We start from the raw sequence: 16,746 nt of genomic DNA, 5'->3' as shown, positions 1-16,746 counted from the left end.
GATAGCGGGGTTCACAGTTCCGTCGGGCAGTACAGCCTGCTCCCCCGTCCGGGAAACCGGGCGGGGGCTTTTTATGGGGCGGGGCCATCAAGCCGGGCACCAGCTCACTCTCTCGCATTTTAGGTAATTTCCTGTTAAGTTTCCTCCCCTGAAATTGCCGGGTCCAGCGCACCCGGCACGGAGGCGTAAAATGGCAGCGTGGCAGGACAGCATGGTGCGGACGGGCGCGCAGGCGGGCCGGCTAAACGCCACGGAAATTGTCAGCATTGCCCGGGCCAATCTGGGCCTCGTCGTGGGGGAAACCGCCTCGCTCGACTTCGTGCGCGAGGTGAATAACATCGCCGAAGGCGTCAACGCGTCTTTCCATATCCCCGAATCGGGGACCGCCAGCCATGTCCTGTCTGCCATCCGCCATGAACTGTTAGCGCCGCGGGCCGTCGGCGACAATTGGCTGATTGCCGGGGCCTATGCCGGGTCAGTTGGGACGGACTGGATGGGCAGTGTCCGCGCCGGGGATCAGGTGCGACTGAACTGGACCCCGGCGACCGATACCGCCCCGCGGACCCTTACATTTATCGTGTCAGCGGGGGACCGGACCGGGGAGAGCGTAACCCGGATCGATACAACCGGGCGCAATGGCGCGGTGGCCGAAACCATCCTGACGCCCACAGGCTTCCTGGCAACATCCCCGACCGAACTGATTGTCTACCGGCTGCGCACCGAATTCGATACGCGCAGCGGTACAATCGCCAACGACACACTGGCCGCCACCGCCGGCAGCAATGGGGCGTTGCTGGATGGCGGTTCGGGCAATGACAATCTGACGGGTGGCGACCATGCCGATCTGCTGATCGGCGGCCTGGGCAATGACACGTTGCAGGGCGGGGCGGGGTCCGACATGCTGCGCGGCGGCATCGGCAATGATGTGCTGATCGGTGGTGCCGGGTCTGACAATTACGAGATTGATTCGATCAATGACCGGGTGGTCGAAGAGGCTGACGCAGGCACCGACAGCATCTTCACCATGGTCAACTACACCCTGCCCGCCCATGTCGAGAATCTGGTGATCGTCTCCGTAGCGAGCCTGACTGGCACCGGCAACGCACTCAACAACATCCTGATGGGCCATAATGGCAATGACAGCCTGAATGGTGCCGCTGGCAATGACACGCTGGACGGTGGTCTGGGCAATGACCTGCTGAATGGCGGCGCAGGTGTTGATCAGATGATCGGCGGTATGGGCAATGATATCTATGTCGTCGATGATGTCGGCGACAGCGTGGTGGAAGGATTGGCCGCCGGCACAGATGAGGTGCGGACCACACTTGCCACCTACAGGCTGGGGGCCAATCTGGAAGCCCTGACATTTACCGGTAGCGGCAATTTCAGCGGTTCTGGTAATGCGCTCGGCAACAGGCTGACCGGTGGGGCCGGTGCCGACACTTTGGATGGCGGCGCCGGCAATGACACCCTGATCGGTGGGGCGGGCGACGACACCTATATCATCGACTCCACCACCGACCTGATCACCGAAAACGCCAATGGCGGCATCGATACCGTGCGGACCGGTCTGGCTCGCTACGCGATGAGCCAGGAAGTGGAACATCTGGTTTTCACCGGCACCGGTCATTTCACCGCCACGGGCAATGCCAAGGCCAACAGCATCATCGGCGGCGAGGGTGATGACCGTTTGAATGGCGGCAATGGTAATGACACGCTGATCGCCGGGGCCGGGAATGACACAATTGTCGGCAGTGTCGGTGTCGATGACCTGACGGGGGGGAGCGGGCTCGACCTGTTCCAGTTCGTCACGACGATCGAAGCGCGGGCGGCCGGGACCCTCACCGCTGCTGGCATCGACCGCATTCGGGATCTGGACCTGGGCGGGGCGGGGGGTGACTTTGTGGACCGAATCGACCTGCCTGTCACATTGCGTGCGGTGGTGGAGGGGGTAACCGCACTGACCGGGACCAGTCTGTCGGCCGCCGTGAACCTGGCTTTCGCGGCCAACGGTCCACTGTCAAAGACCGCCACCGCCGGTATCTTCAGCTTTGGAGAGGCGCGATATCTGATCGTCAGCGGCCTGACCCCCGGTGCTTCGCTGGGGGTTGACGACCTGATCCTCGATATCACCGGCTATACCGGCACGCTGGATATTGGTGACCTGATCTGACCGGAGCAGGGTATTGGCTGAGAGGATGCGGCGGCAACGGTCACTGAAACCCTCTAACCGGTTCTGCATACCGCGCCACGGCAAACGCCATTCTCTGCCGGAACAAACCATCCGCAGGGGGGCAGCCCCCCCCGTGAAACATGTGCTGTTCTTCGGGTGCTGACTGTTACATGGGGCCGTTGTTTCCGGGTCCGCTCCTGCGAAGGCTCATGATCATCTGTGCGGCCTGCCCGGCCATTGATGCATGTTGACGGATCATATCCGATATCGGATGCTTTTGGGCATCCACATTGAGGATCGTGAACATGCGTATTCTGCACTTTCTGGGCCGTCTGGTCCGCCCGACCGTTCCCTACCCCGACCTGCCGGATGTCATCCTCCGGGACATGGATGCCGATCTGCGGGCTGCGCTGGAGGCTACGGCACGGCGTCATCGCCGGCCTTTTTCGTTCCGAATACATCCGATATCGGAACTGACTGAATACAGGGACAGATTGTTCCTTGCAACCTTCCCATCCTTCGGCGATAAATCGGTTTGAGCCCATCCCGCCACCCCCCAACCAAGAGGAGAATTCTCAATGGATAATCTGTTTAACGTCACCGGTACCAAGCGTGGGCATGGCCTGCGCCGGTCCGGCTATGTGATCACCGCACGACAAATCCCTCTCAACCAACAAACGATCTTCCGAACAATTGAGGGCAGAGATGAGCTTCTTCATGTCGTTGGGCAGCGGCCCGAAATTCTTCTTTGAACTGACCGCGCGGCCCCATCGGGACGCCCCACATACGCGCGGCTGCGAAGTCCGGCGCGAAAATGGCGAAACCCTGATCTGGCTTGGCCGCCTCCATGTGATTTATACGCCGGGCCGTTGGCGCCCGGTGGCCAGGGGACCCACAAACGATGGCTGTCACCATGATGCCTACCAATCCCGGGACCGCCGCATGGCATCCTGAAACGCTGGACCCTCTGGTCCGCGTGCTGGAAGCGCTCCGAACGTTGGACCCTGACCTGCCCATTCAATATGCGCTGTCATTCTTGACCATTGCGCAGAATGAGGGGTTGTCGATCCGCGACCTGTCGGAGCGTCTGGGCATTGCTCAATCGTCCGCGTCCCGCAACGTGGCCGCCTTGTCGAAGTGGCACAGCTTCGGCAAGGCTGGTCATGATCTGGTTCAGGCGGAGGAAGACCCGCGCGAACGCCGGCGCAAGATCATCACGCTGACCGACAAGGGCCGTGAACTGGCGGCTCAACTCTCCGACCTGATCCAGCCCCATAACCGTCCAACCCTTCGCCGCACGGCATGATGGCCAACGCGCCGGTAACCTGACCGCATGGTCACATGCATGACCTTGCCTGCGTCCGACAGTTTGGGTTTTACTGCGTCGCGCGGTAGGGCTTAAGGGTATGGATATGACAGACGTGGCATATGACCGCCGGGCATTGCTACGGTTAGGCATCGGGGGGATAGCCGGGGTGCTGCTGCCCCTGTCCGCCCGGGCGGAGGGTGGGGCCGACCCCGTCCTAGACGATCCGAAACTGCGATTTATCAATGTACCGCCCTTGCTTCTGCCGGGGCGGGAACGTTTCGCCTTTACCCGTATTGTCTTGCAACTGGTTGTCCGCCGGACAGAAAAACTGCCGATTGAGTCGGCCTTGGTCAGAGATTACATGCCGCGCATTGTCGGGCTGCTGACCGAGCAGTTACCGGAGGATGAACATCTCACCCGGACTGCCGGGCCGGATGACCTGAAGGCCGTGAAACGCTATGTCCGCGACCTGGCCAACAATATCATCGGTCAACCGGTGATCGAGGATGTGTTGATTGTTAGTTTCCTGACCGGCTGACCGGTCAACCCAGCATACCGCGCAGCCGATACAAGGCGTCCAGGGCTGCCCTGGGTGTCAGTTCATCGGGATTGATGCTGCGCAACTCCTTTTCGATCAGGGACGGTTCCGGTTCCGCAATGACCTCGCGCTTCTGGGGCTTCTGGGCCAGGGCGGCAAACAAGGGCAAGTCATCGGCAAGCCGGCTCGCGGCACTGGCCTGGTCGCCCTTCTCCAGTATTTGTAGAACCTGTTCCGCTCTCGAAATGACAGTATGCGGCAGGCCGGCCAAGCGCGCGACATGGATGCCATAGGACCGGTCGGCCGCCCCCGCCGCCACTTCGTGCAGGAAGATGACGTCGCCTTTCCATTCCTTGATACGCATCGTGTGACAGGACAGGTCGGGCAGCTTGGCCGACAGGGCCGTCAGTTCATGGTAATGTGTGGCGAACAATCCCCGGCATCTTGCCAGCTCATGCAGATGTTCCACACAGGCCCAGGCAATAGACAGGCCGTCGAAGGTGGCCGTGCCGCGCCCGATCTCATCCAGGATGACCAGGGATTGGCGGGTGGCCTGGTTGAGGATGGTGGCGGTTTCCACCATCTCCACCATGAAGGTGGACCGGCCGCGGGCCAGGTCATCCGCCGCCCCGACGCGGCTGAACAGCTTGTCGACAGTGCCGATGCGCGCGGCACGGGCGGGAACATAGCTGCCCATCTGCGCCAACACAGCGATCAGGGCGTTCTGGCGCAGGAAGGTTGACTTACCGGCCATGTTGGGACCGGTCAGCAGCCACAGGCGCTGTCCCGGCGACAGGTCGCAGTCGTTCGCTACGAACGGCCCGCCACCTTGTTCAGCCAGCGCCTGTTCAACAACCGGGTGGCGCCCACCGCGCACATCAAAGGACAGGTCATCGGCCATTTCCGGCCGGCACCAACCAGCATCAACCGCCAGATCGGCCAGCGCGGCGGTAACATCGAGGGTCGCAAGCGCCCGGGCGGTGATGGCTATGGGGTCGGCCAGACCGATGACGGCCTTGACCAACTGCCCAAAAATCTCTTGCTCCAGTGCCAGCGACCGGTCACCGGCTTCGGCTACTTTACGCTCCAACTCCGACAGGGCAACAGTGGTGAAGCGGACGGCACCGGCCATGGTCTGGCGGTGAATGAAATCGGCCCGATGCTTCTCCGACAGCAGCTTGTCGGCATGGATGGCGGTCACCTCGATGTAATAGCCCAAGACATTATTGTGGCGGATCTTCAGCGACGGGATGCCGGTGGTCTCCACATAATGTGCCTGCAAATTGGCGATATGGCGTCGGCTGTCATCACGCAGCGCCCGCAATTCGTCCAGCGGCGGCGAATAGCCGGCGGCGACAAACCCGCCATCGCGTGCCAGCAAAGGCAAGTCTCCGCCCAGCGCCCGCGACAACAGGGCGATCAACGGTTCATGGTCCGCGCCGTCGCCGCCGGCCAGCCCGTCAACCACCCGCATCAGCCCAACCGGCAGCGGCGGGCTGATACCGCCTGTGCCATAGGCAAGGCGCCCCCGCAGCGATATGGCGCGGTCCAGGGCATCGCGCACAGCGGCCAGATCGCGCGGGCTGCCCCGGTCCAGCGTCAGGCGGGACAAGGCGCGTTCGACATCGGGCGTCCGGCGCAACTCCTCGCGGATATCAAGGCGCAGGGCGCTTTCACCGGCCAAATAGGCCACCATGTCCAACCGTCGATCGATGCGCATGGGATCAGTCAACGGCGCCGACAGCCGGCCAGCCAGCAACCGCGCTCCCGCCCCGGTCACCGTCCGATCGATGGCGGCCAACAGGCTGCCGCGCCGTTCGCCGGTCAGGGTACGGGTCAATTCCAGATTGCGGCGCGTTGCCGGATCGATCTCCATCACCTGCCCGGCAGCCAGGCGGCGGGGAACATCGAACCGGGGCAGACGGCCCTTCTGCGTCAGTTCCACATAATCGACCAGGGCACCCGCTGCGGCCACTTCCGCCCGAGTGAAGCTGCCGAAGGCGTCCAACGTGCCAACATGATAAAGCGCCAGCAAGCGCTTGCGGCCATTCTCGCTGTCAAACCGGGCGTTGGGCTGGATGGTCAGACGTGACCGCCACTCATCCCATAGCGCAGACAGTTCCTCCACCTGGCTCAACCGCTCCGGTAGCAGCAACTCCCCCGGCGACAGGCGCGCCAGCGCGGACGACAGGCTGGACCGATCCACGGGCGAGAGGGTCAGTTCCCCCGTGGATAGGTCCAGCCAGGCCAGCCCCCCTTCGCCCCCCGCCTCGGCCAGCGCCGCCAGATAGTTGTTGGACTTGGCGTCCAGAAGTCCATCTTCGGTGATGGTGCCGGGCGTGACCACCCGCACTACATCACGCCGGACCACTGATTTACTGCCGCGTTTTTTGGCCTCCGCCGGGTCCTCTGTTTGCTCACAGATGGCCACACGAAATCCAGCGCGGATCAGGCGGGAGAGATACTGTTCATGGGAATGGACCGGAACACCGCACATGGGGATATCCTCCCCCTGATGCTGGCCACGCCGGGTTAGGGTGATATCCAACGCCCCCGCCGCCTGGACCGCGTCATCGAAAAACAGCTCATAGAAGTCCCCCATCCGGTAGAACAGTAAGGAACCAGGATGCTGGCGCTTGATCTCCAGATACTGCGCCATCATGGGAGAGACGGGGCCGTCGGGACGGTTACTGCTGCTGTCGGTCACGGGATCGGTCACAGGGCTGACTGAAGGATCGCGGCACCCTAGCACCGGCGATGCCGCGCCTCAAAGCGTCAGTGCCGACGCCTCGAAACTGATCAGTTCATCTTCCAGAACCTCATCGGTCGGTCTTAGCAGCGGTGAGTACCGATGGCGAGCAGACGAACCGGAGAGCCCGCAGAGCAGCATGTCGATGCATCCAGGTTGATTGGACAAGGGCAGGATCACCGCCTCCAGGCGCATCCGGCCTCGACGCGTATTGACAACAGACCTGGTCGTGGCGGGACAGGCATCCCGGCGGGCCCGGTCCATCCAGTGCCGCCAATGGTCCCCCAAATGGGCAGGCCAAGCCCGCCGCAGGGTGGTGCCTGTCAAGGCCCGTCCGAATAAGCCATCCAGTGCCGTCCCGACCAGCCGATAGCGATAATCATCCTCCATGACATCAAGCAACATGATCCAGGGCAGAAGGGGCTGAATATCGGCGGGGTTCAGATGATGGCGGGCCGGGGCGGGGGAACCCGCCGTGCGGCAGTGCGCCCAATAGGCGACCAGCCCTCGCAGGCGCGGGTCACCAACCGCGTCGATCCCTGTTATGGCCATGTCAGGCACACAGGCAACACCAGTCACATCCGACCCCGAACAGGCGCCGGCGGGGTGCCGGCTGGGCATACCCTACGCCCGCAGGCGTAAAGAAAGCCTTATCTCACCCCGAGCAAGGGCCCCAACAGCCGGCTCCGCCGCGCCAGTTCATAAGTGGCAAAACAGCCTGCGACGGTCAGGATGATGATCAACAGCGACTCGACTGCAACCGGCAGGGCGAGGGGGCTGAGATTATGGCCGGCAACCACGATCAGGGTCTGATGAATGATGTAGAAGGGAAAGACACCGACCGACAGATAACGCAGCAGCGGCGTTGACCGGTTGCAATGTCGGCGGGCAAAGCCCAGAACCACCAGGATCATGGTCCATTGTTGCACGCCATAGGCGGTTCGGGCGATCAGGCGCAGTATATCGCCGTCGACAGGCAAGTCATGATCATGAAAAGTCCAGAGTGACCAGCAATAGACATAAGCGCCCCAGGCCAGCAGCGCCCACACCAGGGTAGACCAACGCATCGCCGCCACCCGGTCGAACAGGTCAGCATTGCGGGCAATCGCATAGCCCAGCAGGAACATGCCAAAGCTGACAGCATGGTTGTACCAGTCCCAAACCAGGTTGTGCGTGACGGGAAACCGGTCATACAGGGCCAGACGCAGCCCCACCAGGATCAGCATTGGCCCCAGCAGCACCATCCAGGGCCGCCGCGTCCAGGCCCCCTGCCCCAGCCGGATCATGGCCCGGCCACCACCTGCCACCAGGATCAGCGACAGTATAACCGTGTAAAGCAGCAGATAGGCCACAAACCACATATGGTTCCAGGTGGGCAGGATCAGGCAATCATCCCCCCGGCAGAAACCCTGATGGAAGGACAGGTATTGGCCATAGAAGGCCAGGAACCCCTCAGCATACTGGATTTTCTCCACAACCTCGTAATAGGGCTGCGGCACCACCAGTACTGCCATGACAAACAGTAGCGGAATGCCCAGACGCGGCAGGCGGGAACGGGCCAGTTCGCCCGGCCCCATCCGGTCGGCCATATAGCGGGTGGCGACACCAGAGATTAAGAACAGCAGCGACAATCGCCAGGGATTGGACAGCAGCATCAGCGGCTCCAGCGCCGGCCCCACATGCTGGCTCTTCACATGCCAATCCCAGGTCACATAGAACATGCCGACATGGTAAAGGATCAATAGGCCGAAAGCGCCCACCCGGACCCAGTCCAGGAAAGGGAGACGCTGGCTGCTGGCGGACAGAGTGGATGGAACGGGGTTTGTCGTCGTCATCGTCATCTCAGGATCAAGGAGGGGGTGCTGGCCACCGCTTCTGGCCCTGGCGCCTGCATAGTGCCAAGGACACGGGGACAAATGGCACCGTCCCTGCCATGCCAGGGACGAACGGCACGCATCCTGTGACGGGCGGCATCGGCGGCTGGCGGCCCTATCTGGGGCTGGTGCCGCTGCTGCTGGTGTCAAATATCGTCAACATCCTGTCGGCCTGGGAAGATCGCAACTGGCCACGGTGGCTTCCTGTCCTGACGGAATTCAGCAGCGCTGCAACACTGCTTTGCCTGTGCTGGCTGCCGGCCATGGCCTTGGCATACGCTCCCCTGGGCCGCCCTTGGGCCCGTGTGGCGCTGGTGCATGTGCCAACGGTTCTGTTGTTCAGCATTCTCCACACGGTTGGTATGGCCCTGGTCCGCAACACCGTCACAGCCGTGTTGGATCTTGATTACCGGTTCAACCTGTCTGTCCCAGTGCTGATTTACGAGGGGCGGAAAGACCTGGTGACCTATTTGGTGATCTGCGGCGTTTTTTTGCTGTTCGGTCATGGCCGTGCAGGCACAGTCGCCGCAGGCACGGCAGCTCCGCTGCCGCCGCCAAGCCCCGTCCCGCTTACGCCAGCACCCGGCCAGCACCCTGCCCTGTTTGACATTCGCGATGGCGCGCGGCTCTGGCGGGTTCCCGTGGCCGACATCATGGCTGCCCGATCAGCCGGCAATTATGTGGAATTCCTGTTGGCGGATGGCAAACGCCCCCTGATGCGTGCCACATTGACCCAGGTGGCGGAGGAATTGTCGGCGCAGGGCCTGTTGCGCACCCACCGTTCCTGGTTGATCAACCGGGCGCATGTCAGGGGTATGATGCCGGAGGGGTCGGGCGATTACGCTCTGTCGCTTTCGGATGGCACGATCGTCCCGCTGTCCCGGCGCTTTGCGGATGCGCTGGACGCGCTCAGGGCTTCGTGAACCGCATCAGCAAAGCGCGTACACCGGCCTCGACCATATCCAGCACCTCAACAAACCCATCGGCGCCACCATAATAGGGGTCCGGCACATCCCGCCCGCGCCAAGGCGGGGGGGCACCATCGCTGAACAGGGACAGTTGCGCCGCTGATCCGGTGGGCGCCAACCGGCGCATGATTTCCAGATGTCCGCGATCCATAGCCAGGATCAGGTCGAAGCGATCAAAATCGGCGATGATCAATTTGCGGGCCCGCAGGTGTGACAGGTCATATCCCCGGCTACGGGCCGTGCGGATGGTTCGCGGGTCAGGCGCATCCCCAACATGGTAACCGTGGGTGCCAGCACTGTCGACCCGCAGGTCCAGACCGGCATTGGCGGCCATTTTGCGCAAGACCCCATCGGCCGTTGGGGAACGACAGATATTGCCGGTGCAGACAAACAGGATGGATCGCATGGGAAGCCCGACGACGGTCAGTTGCATCGATCCGGCGTTCATAGCAGGCCCGCCCCCTCTTGTCCGCGACCCCGGCATCATGCCACCCTGCGGCCGTATCTTCTTTTACCGACTTCCGGTTCCCGCATGATCAATGCCCCTCTAAAACGCCTCTTACAGGGCCTGCGGGCCGATGCAGGGCTGGTCATTTTAACAGGAGCGGGCATCAGCCGGGAATCGGGTCTGCACACGTTCCGGGATACGGATGGCATCTGGGCGCAGGTCCGTTTGGAAGATGTCGCCACGCCAGAGGCCTTTGCCCGCAACCCAGCACAGGTACAGGGTTTCTACAATGCCCGGCGCCGCGCGGTTCTGGACCCGGCCGTCCAACCGAATGCCGCGCATCACGCGCTCGTCCAACTGGAGCGGCAATGGCGTGGGCCTTTTCTGCTGGTCACCCAGAATGTCGATGATCTGCATGCTCGGGCCGGATCATCCCGACTTCTGCCTATGCATGGTGAGTTACTGAAAATACGCTGTGCCGCCTGTGGCCGGGTCGACCGGTTCGAGGGTGATCTGGCAGTGTCGGCAATCTGCCCCGGCTGCGGTGCCATCGGCAGCTTGCGTCCCCATATCGTCTGGTTTGGCGAAATGCCGCTCTTCATGGCGGAGATTGGTGACGCCTTGAGTGATGCAGGCCTGTTCATCGCCATTGGCACCTCCGGCACTGTCTATCCGGCCGCTGGCTTTGCGGCCGAAGCAAAGGCGAACGGGGCCACCACCTTGGAAATCAATATGGCGGAAACAGGGGGGCGGTTTGATGGCGGCCTTTATGGGCCCGCCACGCAGACAGTCCCGGCGTTGGTCGATTTCTTATGCAAGGAGGTTCAATGACCACCATTAGCGTCGCGCGGTCAGACCCTACGGCACCCGATGCACGTGCCCTGATCGCCGCCCTGGATGCGTATCTGGGGCACTTATACCAGCCGGAGGACAACCATCTTCTGGACCCTGAACAACTGACAGCTCCCGATATGCGTTTCCTCTTGGCACGCCGGGATGGACGGGCCGTCGGTTGCGGCGCCCTGCGCATCGATCCATCAGGGTATGGGGAGATCAAGCGCATGTATGTCGATCCCGTGCATCGCGGCTTGGGCATTGCCGGTTCCATCATGTCAGCGCTGGAGCAACTGGCGCGGGCAGAGGGTATTGGCCTGTTGAAGCTGGAGACGGGGGAACCGCAGCGCGAAGCTGTCAGGCTTTATCAAAGGCTGGGTTTTACGCGCTGTGCCGCTTTTGGTAACTATTCCTGTGGCGGCGGGGCCAGCATTTTTATGGAAAAAACCCTGTGATGGCATCCCCCCCTTCCCCCACGCCGCTGATTGGTCCATAGTGGGGCCAAAAATTGACAGCGCTATCAACAAAGGGCGAAAGATGATGCGGTTGGGGGGTGTTGGGCTGGCAACAGCGGTGCTGATCGCGAGCACCTTTCTGTCGGTCGGCGCAAAGGAAGCGGACCCGGTCTTGACCCGGATCCTGGCCGATGATCCGATTTATCAGCCCCAGCGCCTGATCCTTACCGACATCCCCAGCCCGGTCGGACCGCCGGTCAACCTACTCAATGGGCGTGATTTGTCGGACTGGGATATCTGGCTTGGCTATCCGGACCCCTCCGTCACCTATGTGAACAGGACCGCCCAACCCATCGGGGCCCGGCCCAATGGGGACCCGATGTTCACCCTGGTAACGCTGGACGGCGAACCGACCTTGCGGGTGGATGGGACCACCTGGGGGTCAATCGTGCATCGGGGCCATTTCGGCGACTACCATCTGCGGCTGGAATTCCGCTGGAGCGGGAAGCGCCATGCGCCACGCCTGGATCTGCCGGAGAATAACGGCCTGCTCTACCATTCCTTCGGACAGCCGGGCAGTGTTTACGGCACCTGGATGCCGTCAGTGGAGTTTGAAATTATGCGGGGGTCGACCGGAATGGTTGTCCCTGTCGGCACCATGGTGAAACCGATGACCAACGTCGGCCGTGACCGCACGCTGATTGATCCGCAGCGTCGTTTCATGGTGGGGGGGCGCGCCGTCACGGTGGAGGCCCCGGCCTGGAATGTCGAAGCCGCATCCGATGCCGAACGGCCGGTCGGCGAATGGAATATCCTTGACCTCTATGTCCTGGGAAACCGGTCGATCCATGTGGTCAACGGGGTTCCGGTCATGGAACTGCGCAATCTGTCGGTTCAACAACCTGACGGATCGCTTCAACCGCTGACGCACGGCCGCATCCAGTTTCAATCGGAAGGGGCTGAGACCTTTTTCCGCCGCATCATTCTGACGCCCATCAACCGGCTTCCGCGGGTCCGGGTTCAGTAGCGGGACATGTCTGGCCGTTTGTACTGCCAGACATCAGAGCAGATCCTGCGGTTCTGCCCCGGGCAGAGCAATGCGCCCCAGAAAGGCCTCCAGTCGCTGCCAAAGTTGATTGATCTGCTGGGCAGACCGGGGATCGAAATGCCGCAGCATCTGCATTGTGGCATCATCCAGCCGTGGATAGGCCATCAGCAGCCCGTCCGCCTCTCCCGCCGGGGCACGGGCATAAAGACGGAAACGCAGGGAGTTGATGACAAAGAAGGCCAGCAGCGCAACAAAGCCGGCTTTGTCCTCCAGAAAGAATGTCGGGCATTCGACATAGGCCGCATCGGGCACCAATCCGGTCCAGGTCGCATCCGGTACCACCAGGCAATTTGCCGATAGCTCACACGCAGAAACCCCGCGCGCCAGATCGCGCGGGGCTGCCTGGATACGCCAAATAAGGCCGGAGCCACCCAGGGCCGGGATCATGCTCCGCTCCCCACCATCAGGTTTCCTTGAAAGCCTTGAAGAAGCTGTCGGTCAACGGGCGCAACAGATATTCCACAACGCTGCGCTCACCCGCTTTGATCAACACTTCCGCCGGCATGCCGGAAACGAGCTTCTGGTCGCCCAACTGGGCCAACTGATCTTTGGGCACCCTGACTCGGGCAATATAATAACGGCCGCCCTGCTGGTTGGTCGTGGCATCCGCCGCCACCGTTTCCACCGTCCCGGTGAGAATGGTGATGTTGCGGGTGGACAGAGCAGAGAAACGGACTTCTGTTTCCATGCCGACCTGGGCCACATCGATATCCATTGGCGATACCATGGCCTCGATCAGCAGGTCGTCATTGCTGGGAACCAGTTCCATCAACGGGTCACCGGCGCGGACAACACCACCAACCGTATGAACACGGGAGTTAACGATAATGCCGTCAGTCGGCGCCTTGACATCCCGCCGCTGCAAGACGTCGGTCGCGCTGGTCAACCGGTCCTGCAGGTCGAAGACACGGGCTTGTGCCTCTGACAGACCCTTGGCGACATCCTCCTCAAACGTCTTACGCACCTGGAGGATCTGCAAGCGTGCCTCACCCACGGCAACCTTGCTGCGGGCGATTTCCGCTTCGTAATTACCGCGATCCCCTTCCAATTCCGCACGGCGGCGTTGCAGTTCCAACAACCGGGTCTTGGAGGCATAGCCCTTTTCAAACAATTGCTGCAGACCTTCCAACTCACCGTCGATCAGGGTGATCTGCTGGGTGTTGGCGGCAACCTGGGCAGCAAGCCCCTTGCTCTGCTCTTCCAACTGTTTGATGCGCTGCTCATAGATGGAGAGTTGGCCGGTCAGGGCTTCACGCCGGGACTTGAACACTTCCTCTTCCGTGGCGCGAATAAAGGAGTTACGGCCATTGTCGCCGTCTCCCTGCAATTCTGCTGGAAAGGCGATGGCCTTCTTATTGTCGCGCTCGGCGATGAATCGCGCTTCCTGGGCCTTGGCGGTCAGAAACTGACCAAAGAGCACATCGCGCTGTGCCTGCGGGGTCACGCCGTCCAAACGGATCAGCGTGTCACCAGCCTTCACGGTATCGCCGTCGCGCACCAGGATTTCGGAGACGATGCCGCCTTCCAAATGCTGGATGGTCTTACGATTGCTGTCGGCTGCAACCAAGCCTGGTGCCACAACCCCCTTGGCGATAGGGGCAAACACGGACCAGAGGAATAGGGCGCCGAAAGAGACGCCGATCAGGATCATGCCCGAACGGACAACCGGCATCTCATCGGTGGGAACCGCCGGCACTTCCGAACCGGCCGGCATGGCCGGGAGTGCCTTCTGGGTGGTCAGAAACTTCATCATTTTCGTAAACTTTCAACGATGGTCGACCAGCGGTGCCGTTAGGCGCCCGCACCGGCGGGAGAGGCGATCTGGCCTGGGGGCTGCTGCTGCTGTACCTGCGGCTGCGCCACAGGACGCGTCAGACGCGCCAGCACCTCCTGCTTGGGCCCGAACATTTCCACCAGCCCATCGCGCAGAACCAGGATCTTGTCGACATGGTTCATGATGCTGGGGCGGTGAGAGATGAGGACCACGGTGACCTTGCGCTCCCGCAACTTGGCCAGACCCTGGACAAGGGCAGCTTCACCCTCGCTGTCCAGGTTGGAATTTGGTTCGTCCAGAACCAGGAAACGCGGATCGCCATAGACGGCCCGCGCCAGACCCAGGCGCTGACGCTGGCCACCGGACAGGGCAATGCCGCCCGGACCGATCAACGTGTCATACCCGTTGGGCAGGCGCAGGATCATCTCATGCACACCGGCCAACTGGGCCGCTTCCACCACCTTGACCGGATCAACCTCGCCAAACCGGGCGATATTTTCCTTGATGGTGCCATCGAAAATTTCAACGTCCTGCGGCAAGTACCCGATATGGGGGCCCAGTTGTTCATGGTTCCAGGCAAAGACATCGGCACCGTCCAGACGAACCGACCCGCTATGCGCCGACCAGACACCGACCAAGAGCCGGGCCAAGGTGGACTTACCCGCAGCACTGGGACCAACCAGGGCCAGAGACTCGCCAGCCACCAGGCTGAAGCTGACACCCTTGATGGTGGGGGTATTGCCACCGGGCGGCACCGCAACCACGCGCTCCACCGCCAGGTTGCCCTGCGGCGGCGGCAGTTCCATCGTTTCCTTGTCTGTGTCGAAGGTCCGCAGCAATTCGTTGAGGCGTGTATAGGCCCCCCGCGCGCTGACAAACATCTTCCAGGACCCGATGGCCTGTTCCACCGGCGCCAGGCCGCGCCCCATGATGATGGACGAGGCGATCATCACACCCGGCGTAATCTCATTCTCCAGCGCCAGATAGGCGCCAACGCCCAAGATGGCCGACTGCACCGCCAAACGGGTGAATTTGGTCAGCGCACCGATAAAGCCGGCATTGTCGCTGGCGATGGCCTGCAGCAGCATGGCGCGATCCTGGCTGGATCGCCAGCGCCGACGAATGCCCGACAACATGCCCATGGCCGCCAGCACTTCGCTGTTCTTCAAGCTGGCCTCGGCAAACGCCGTTGCCCGAAGGGCATGACCATTGGCCTCCGACAGCGGCTTCTTTGTTACCACTTCCGTCGCATAAGCCAGCGCAAACAGGATGATGGCGCCGCCCAAGGCAACAACACCCAGCAACGGGTGCATAAGACAGACGATGCCGATAAAGATCGGCGCCCACGGCGCATCAAAAAAAGCGAATGGCCCCTGCGAGGTAATGAACTGGCGCACATTATCCAGATCGCGCAGGGACTGGCTGCGGTTCGCGGCCGGCATGCGCAGGTTCAGGGCAAAGATCGCGTCAAACACGCGCGAGCCCAGCTCTTGCTCCATCTTGCCGCTGACCCGGACCAGCACGCGCGATCGGATCACTTCCAGCATGGCCATGACCATCATCATGGCTGCAATGATGATGCTGAGATAGAGCAGCGTGGCTTCGCTGCGCGCCGTCAGCACGCGATCATAAACCTGAAGCATGTAGATGGGCGAAGCCAGCATCAACAGATTGACGAAGAAGCTGAAAACCCCGACATAGCCAAAAGCCCTGGCGGACTTCTGGAGCGCCTGCCGCAGCGGAGAGGGAGCGCCTGCGGGGCGGTTGGAACCGATAATCTTCATAGCACTGGCTGCCTTATATAAGGGGTGCCTGCACGAGGCCACCCGCTCAATCGCGCCGGCATTGTATCCGGGCATGTACTGCAGGGCAATATCAGTAAGTTACTGTTGTCACAACCACGCCCCGCGCTGTCGGCATTCCACCGGCACATCCGGCCTGCGGCGGTCAACTGAGCCGCACACCTTCGGGAATAACAACCTGCGACCGCCGGTCCATCCAGGACAACTCTTGGATATCCCATTGCGCCTGAACGGATTTTTCACGCAGAATCGACAGAAACTGGTGTGCCTTGTCTCGGGGAAGTTCGATTTCGGCCCGCGCGCCCTCACGGTCGTGGAAATGCAACTGCATGTTTCCATCGCGAACCGTAACGTCTGTTTTTGTTAACAATGCGGCGCCAGCAGCAGTTTGCCGCACCCCACCTATGTCGACAGTCGCCGTCTGTGATGCATCGGAAAGGCCACCCGGTTGTGCCGATCCTTCAACGCGCTGCCAGCCTGCTGCCGCTTCCATATGTTCAAACAGCAGAACATCGGTGCGGTTGCCCGCCGGTGCCGCCCCAATCTCGCGGCTGGACCGCATCAGCAGTTCCACCATGGCCAGCATTACTGCGCGCGTCATCCGGCGCGTCACATGCATCTCAAGGCTGTCATCGTCGGACCGCAGCGTCAGGGCAAGGCGATCCTCCTCCGAGACGAAGCGCACATCGATGGCTGTCGCTTTCAGGGTCATAC

17 protein-coding genes are annotated in these 16,746 nt (G+C 61.8%); 9 read left to right on the top strand and 8 right to left on the bottom strand.

Annotation, left to right across the window (positions count from 1 at the left end):
• The first annotated feature begins 190 nt into the window (after positions 1–190).
• The 5 genes from CHU95_RS21895 to CHU95_RS21875 all read left to right on the top strand — a co-directional run bounded on the left by CHU95_RS21895 (position 191) and on the right by CHU95_RS21875 (position 4,020).
• Positions 191–2,173 (top strand): calcium-binding protein, encoded by a 1,983-nt coding sequence (locus CHU95_RS21895; protein ID WP_094458541.1) that lies wholly within the window; start codon positions 191–193, stop codon positions 2,171–2,173.
• 305 nt (positions 2,174–2,478) lie between these two features.
• A complete protein-coding gene (locus CHU95_RS21890; RefSeq protein WP_094458539.1) occupies positions 2,479–2,712 on the top strand; it encodes a hypothetical protein in 234 nt (77 codons plus the stop codon).
• 39 nt (positions 2,713–2,751) lie between these two features.
• Entirely contained in the window at positions 2,752–2,925 is a 174-nt protein-coding gene (locus CHU95_RS22610) for a hypothetical protein (protein WP_165772315.1), read from the top strand.
• 161 nt (positions 2,926–3,086) lie between these two features.
• Complete coding sequence (locus CHU95_RS21880) at positions 3,087–3,479, top strand: MarR family winged helix-turn-helix transcriptional regulator (RefSeq protein ID WP_245838441.1); 393 nt, start codon at positions 3,087–3,089, stop codon at positions 3,477–3,479.
• Positions 3,480–3,585: 106 nt separating this feature from the next.
• Positions 3,586–4,020: a flagellar basal body-associated FliL family protein gene (locus tag CHU95_RS21875; protein ID WP_133065618.1), complete on the top strand. Its 435-nt coding sequence runs from the start codon at positions 3,586–3,588 to the stop codon at positions 4,018–4,020.
• Between the two features lie 4 nt (positions 4,021–4,024).
• Here CHU95_RS21875 and mutS read toward each other — a convergent pair whose 3' ends face one another.
• The 3 genes from mutS to CHU95_RS21860 form a co-directional block, all read right to left on the bottom strand.
• The gene (gene mutS / locus CHU95_RS21870) at positions 4,025–6,682 is read right to left on the bottom strand and encodes a DNA mismatch repair protein MutS (RefSeq protein WP_094458531.1); all 2,658 of its coding nucleotides are present in this window, start codon (positions 6,680–6,682) and stop codon (positions 4,025–4,027) included.
• A gap of 105 nt (positions 6,683–6,787) precedes the next feature.
• On the bottom strand, positions 6,788–7,390 hold the full coding sequence (locus tag CHU95_RS21865; protein WP_094458529.1) for a PAS domain-containing protein: 603 nt from the start codon (positions 7,388–7,390) through the stop codon (positions 6,788–6,790).
• Positions 7,391–7,419: 29 nt separating this feature from the next.
• The gene (locus CHU95_RS21860; protein WP_165772314.1) at positions 7,420–8,604 is read right to left on the bottom strand and encodes an acyltransferase family protein; all 1,185 of its coding nucleotides are present in this window, start codon (positions 8,602–8,604) and stop codon (positions 7,420–7,422) included.
• Positions 8,605–8,702: 98 nt separating this feature from the next.
• Between CHU95_RS21860 and CHU95_RS21855 the strand changes: the two genes are divergently transcribed.
• Positions 8,703–9,566 carry a LytTR family DNA-binding domain-containing protein gene (locus CHU95_RS21855; RefSeq protein ID WP_094458525.1) on the top strand — a complete coding sequence of 288 codons (864 nt, stop codon included), beginning with the start codon at positions 8,703–8,705 and terminating at the stop codon, positions 9,564–9,566.
• Here CHU95_RS21855 and CHU95_RS21850 read toward each other — a convergent pair.
• On the bottom strand, positions 9,553–10,059 hold the full coding sequence (locus CHU95_RS21850) for a low molecular weight protein-tyrosine-phosphatase (RefSeq protein ID WP_342744763.1): 507 nt from the start codon (positions 10,057–10,059) through the stop codon (positions 9,553–9,555). The two genes, CHU95_RS21855 and CHU95_RS21850, sit on opposite strands and share 14 nt — an antisense overlap.
• A gap of 84 nt (positions 10,060–10,143) precedes the next feature.
• Between CHU95_RS21850 and CHU95_RS21845 the strand changes: the two genes are divergently transcribed.
• The 3 genes from CHU95_RS21845 to CHU95_RS21835 all read left to right on the top strand — a co-directional run bounded on the left by CHU95_RS21845 (position 10,144) and on the right by CHU95_RS21835 (position 12,375).
• A complete protein-coding gene (locus CHU95_RS21845; protein ID WP_094458523.1) occupies positions 10,144–10,890 on the top strand; it encodes an NAD-dependent deacylase in 747 nt (248 codons plus the stop codon).
• Positions 10,887–11,348 (top strand): GNAT family N-acetyltransferase, encoded by a 462-nt coding sequence (locus CHU95_RS21840; RefSeq protein WP_094458521.1) that lies wholly within the window; start codon positions 10,887–10,889, stop codon positions 11,346–11,348. The genes CHU95_RS21845 and CHU95_RS21840 overlap by 4 nt, the downstream gene beginning before the upstream one ends.
• Before the next feature lie 82 nt (positions 11,349–11,430).
• The gene (locus CHU95_RS21835) at positions 11,431–12,375 is read left to right on the top strand and encodes a 3-keto-disaccharide hydrolase (RefSeq protein ID WP_207762586.1); all 945 of its coding nucleotides are present in this window, start codon (positions 11,431–11,433) and stop codon (positions 12,373–12,375) included.
• A 33-nt stretch (positions 12,376–12,408) separates the two neighbouring features.
• On the opposite strand, the gene CHU95_RS21830 is transcribed toward CHU95_RS21835, so the two are convergent.
• The 4 genes from CHU95_RS21830 to CHU95_RS21815 all read right to left on the bottom strand — a co-directional run bounded on the left by CHU95_RS21830 (position 12,409) and on the right by CHU95_RS21815 (position 16,744).
• Positions 12,409–12,843, bottom strand: coding sequence for a hypothetical protein (locus CHU95_RS21830; RefSeq protein ID WP_094458519.1), 435 nt, complete (start codon positions 12,841–12,843; stop codon positions 12,409–12,411).
• Between the two features lie 16 nt (positions 12,844–12,859).
• Entirely contained in the window at positions 12,860–14,209 is a 1,350-nt protein-coding gene (locus CHU95_RS21825; RefSeq protein ID WP_094458517.1) for an HlyD family type I secretion periplasmic adaptor subunit, read from the bottom strand.
• Positions 14,210–14,247: 38 nt separating this feature from the next.
• Positions 14,248–16,014: a type I secretion system permease/ATPase gene (locus tag CHU95_RS21820; RefSeq protein ID WP_094458515.1), complete on the bottom strand. Its 1,767-nt coding sequence runs from the start codon at positions 16,012–16,014 to the stop codon at positions 14,248–14,250.
• A gap of 163 nt (positions 16,015–16,177) precedes the next feature.
• The gene (locus CHU95_RS21815; RefSeq protein ID WP_094458514.1) at positions 16,178–16,744 is read right to left on the bottom strand and encodes a hypothetical protein; all 567 of its coding nucleotides are present in this window, start codon (positions 16,742–16,744) and stop codon (positions 16,178–16,180) included.
• Positions 16,745–16,746: the final 2 nt, after the last annotated feature.

It is taken from the genome of Niveispirillum lacus (assembly GCF_002251795.1).
GTDB classification, from domain to species: Bacteria; Pseudomonadota; Alphaproteobacteria; order Azospirillales; family Azospirillaceae; genus Niveispirillum; species Niveispirillum lacus.
The sequence above is the reverse complement of the archived record's forward strand: the minus strand, read 5'-3'. Positions and strand labels throughout refer to the sequence as shown.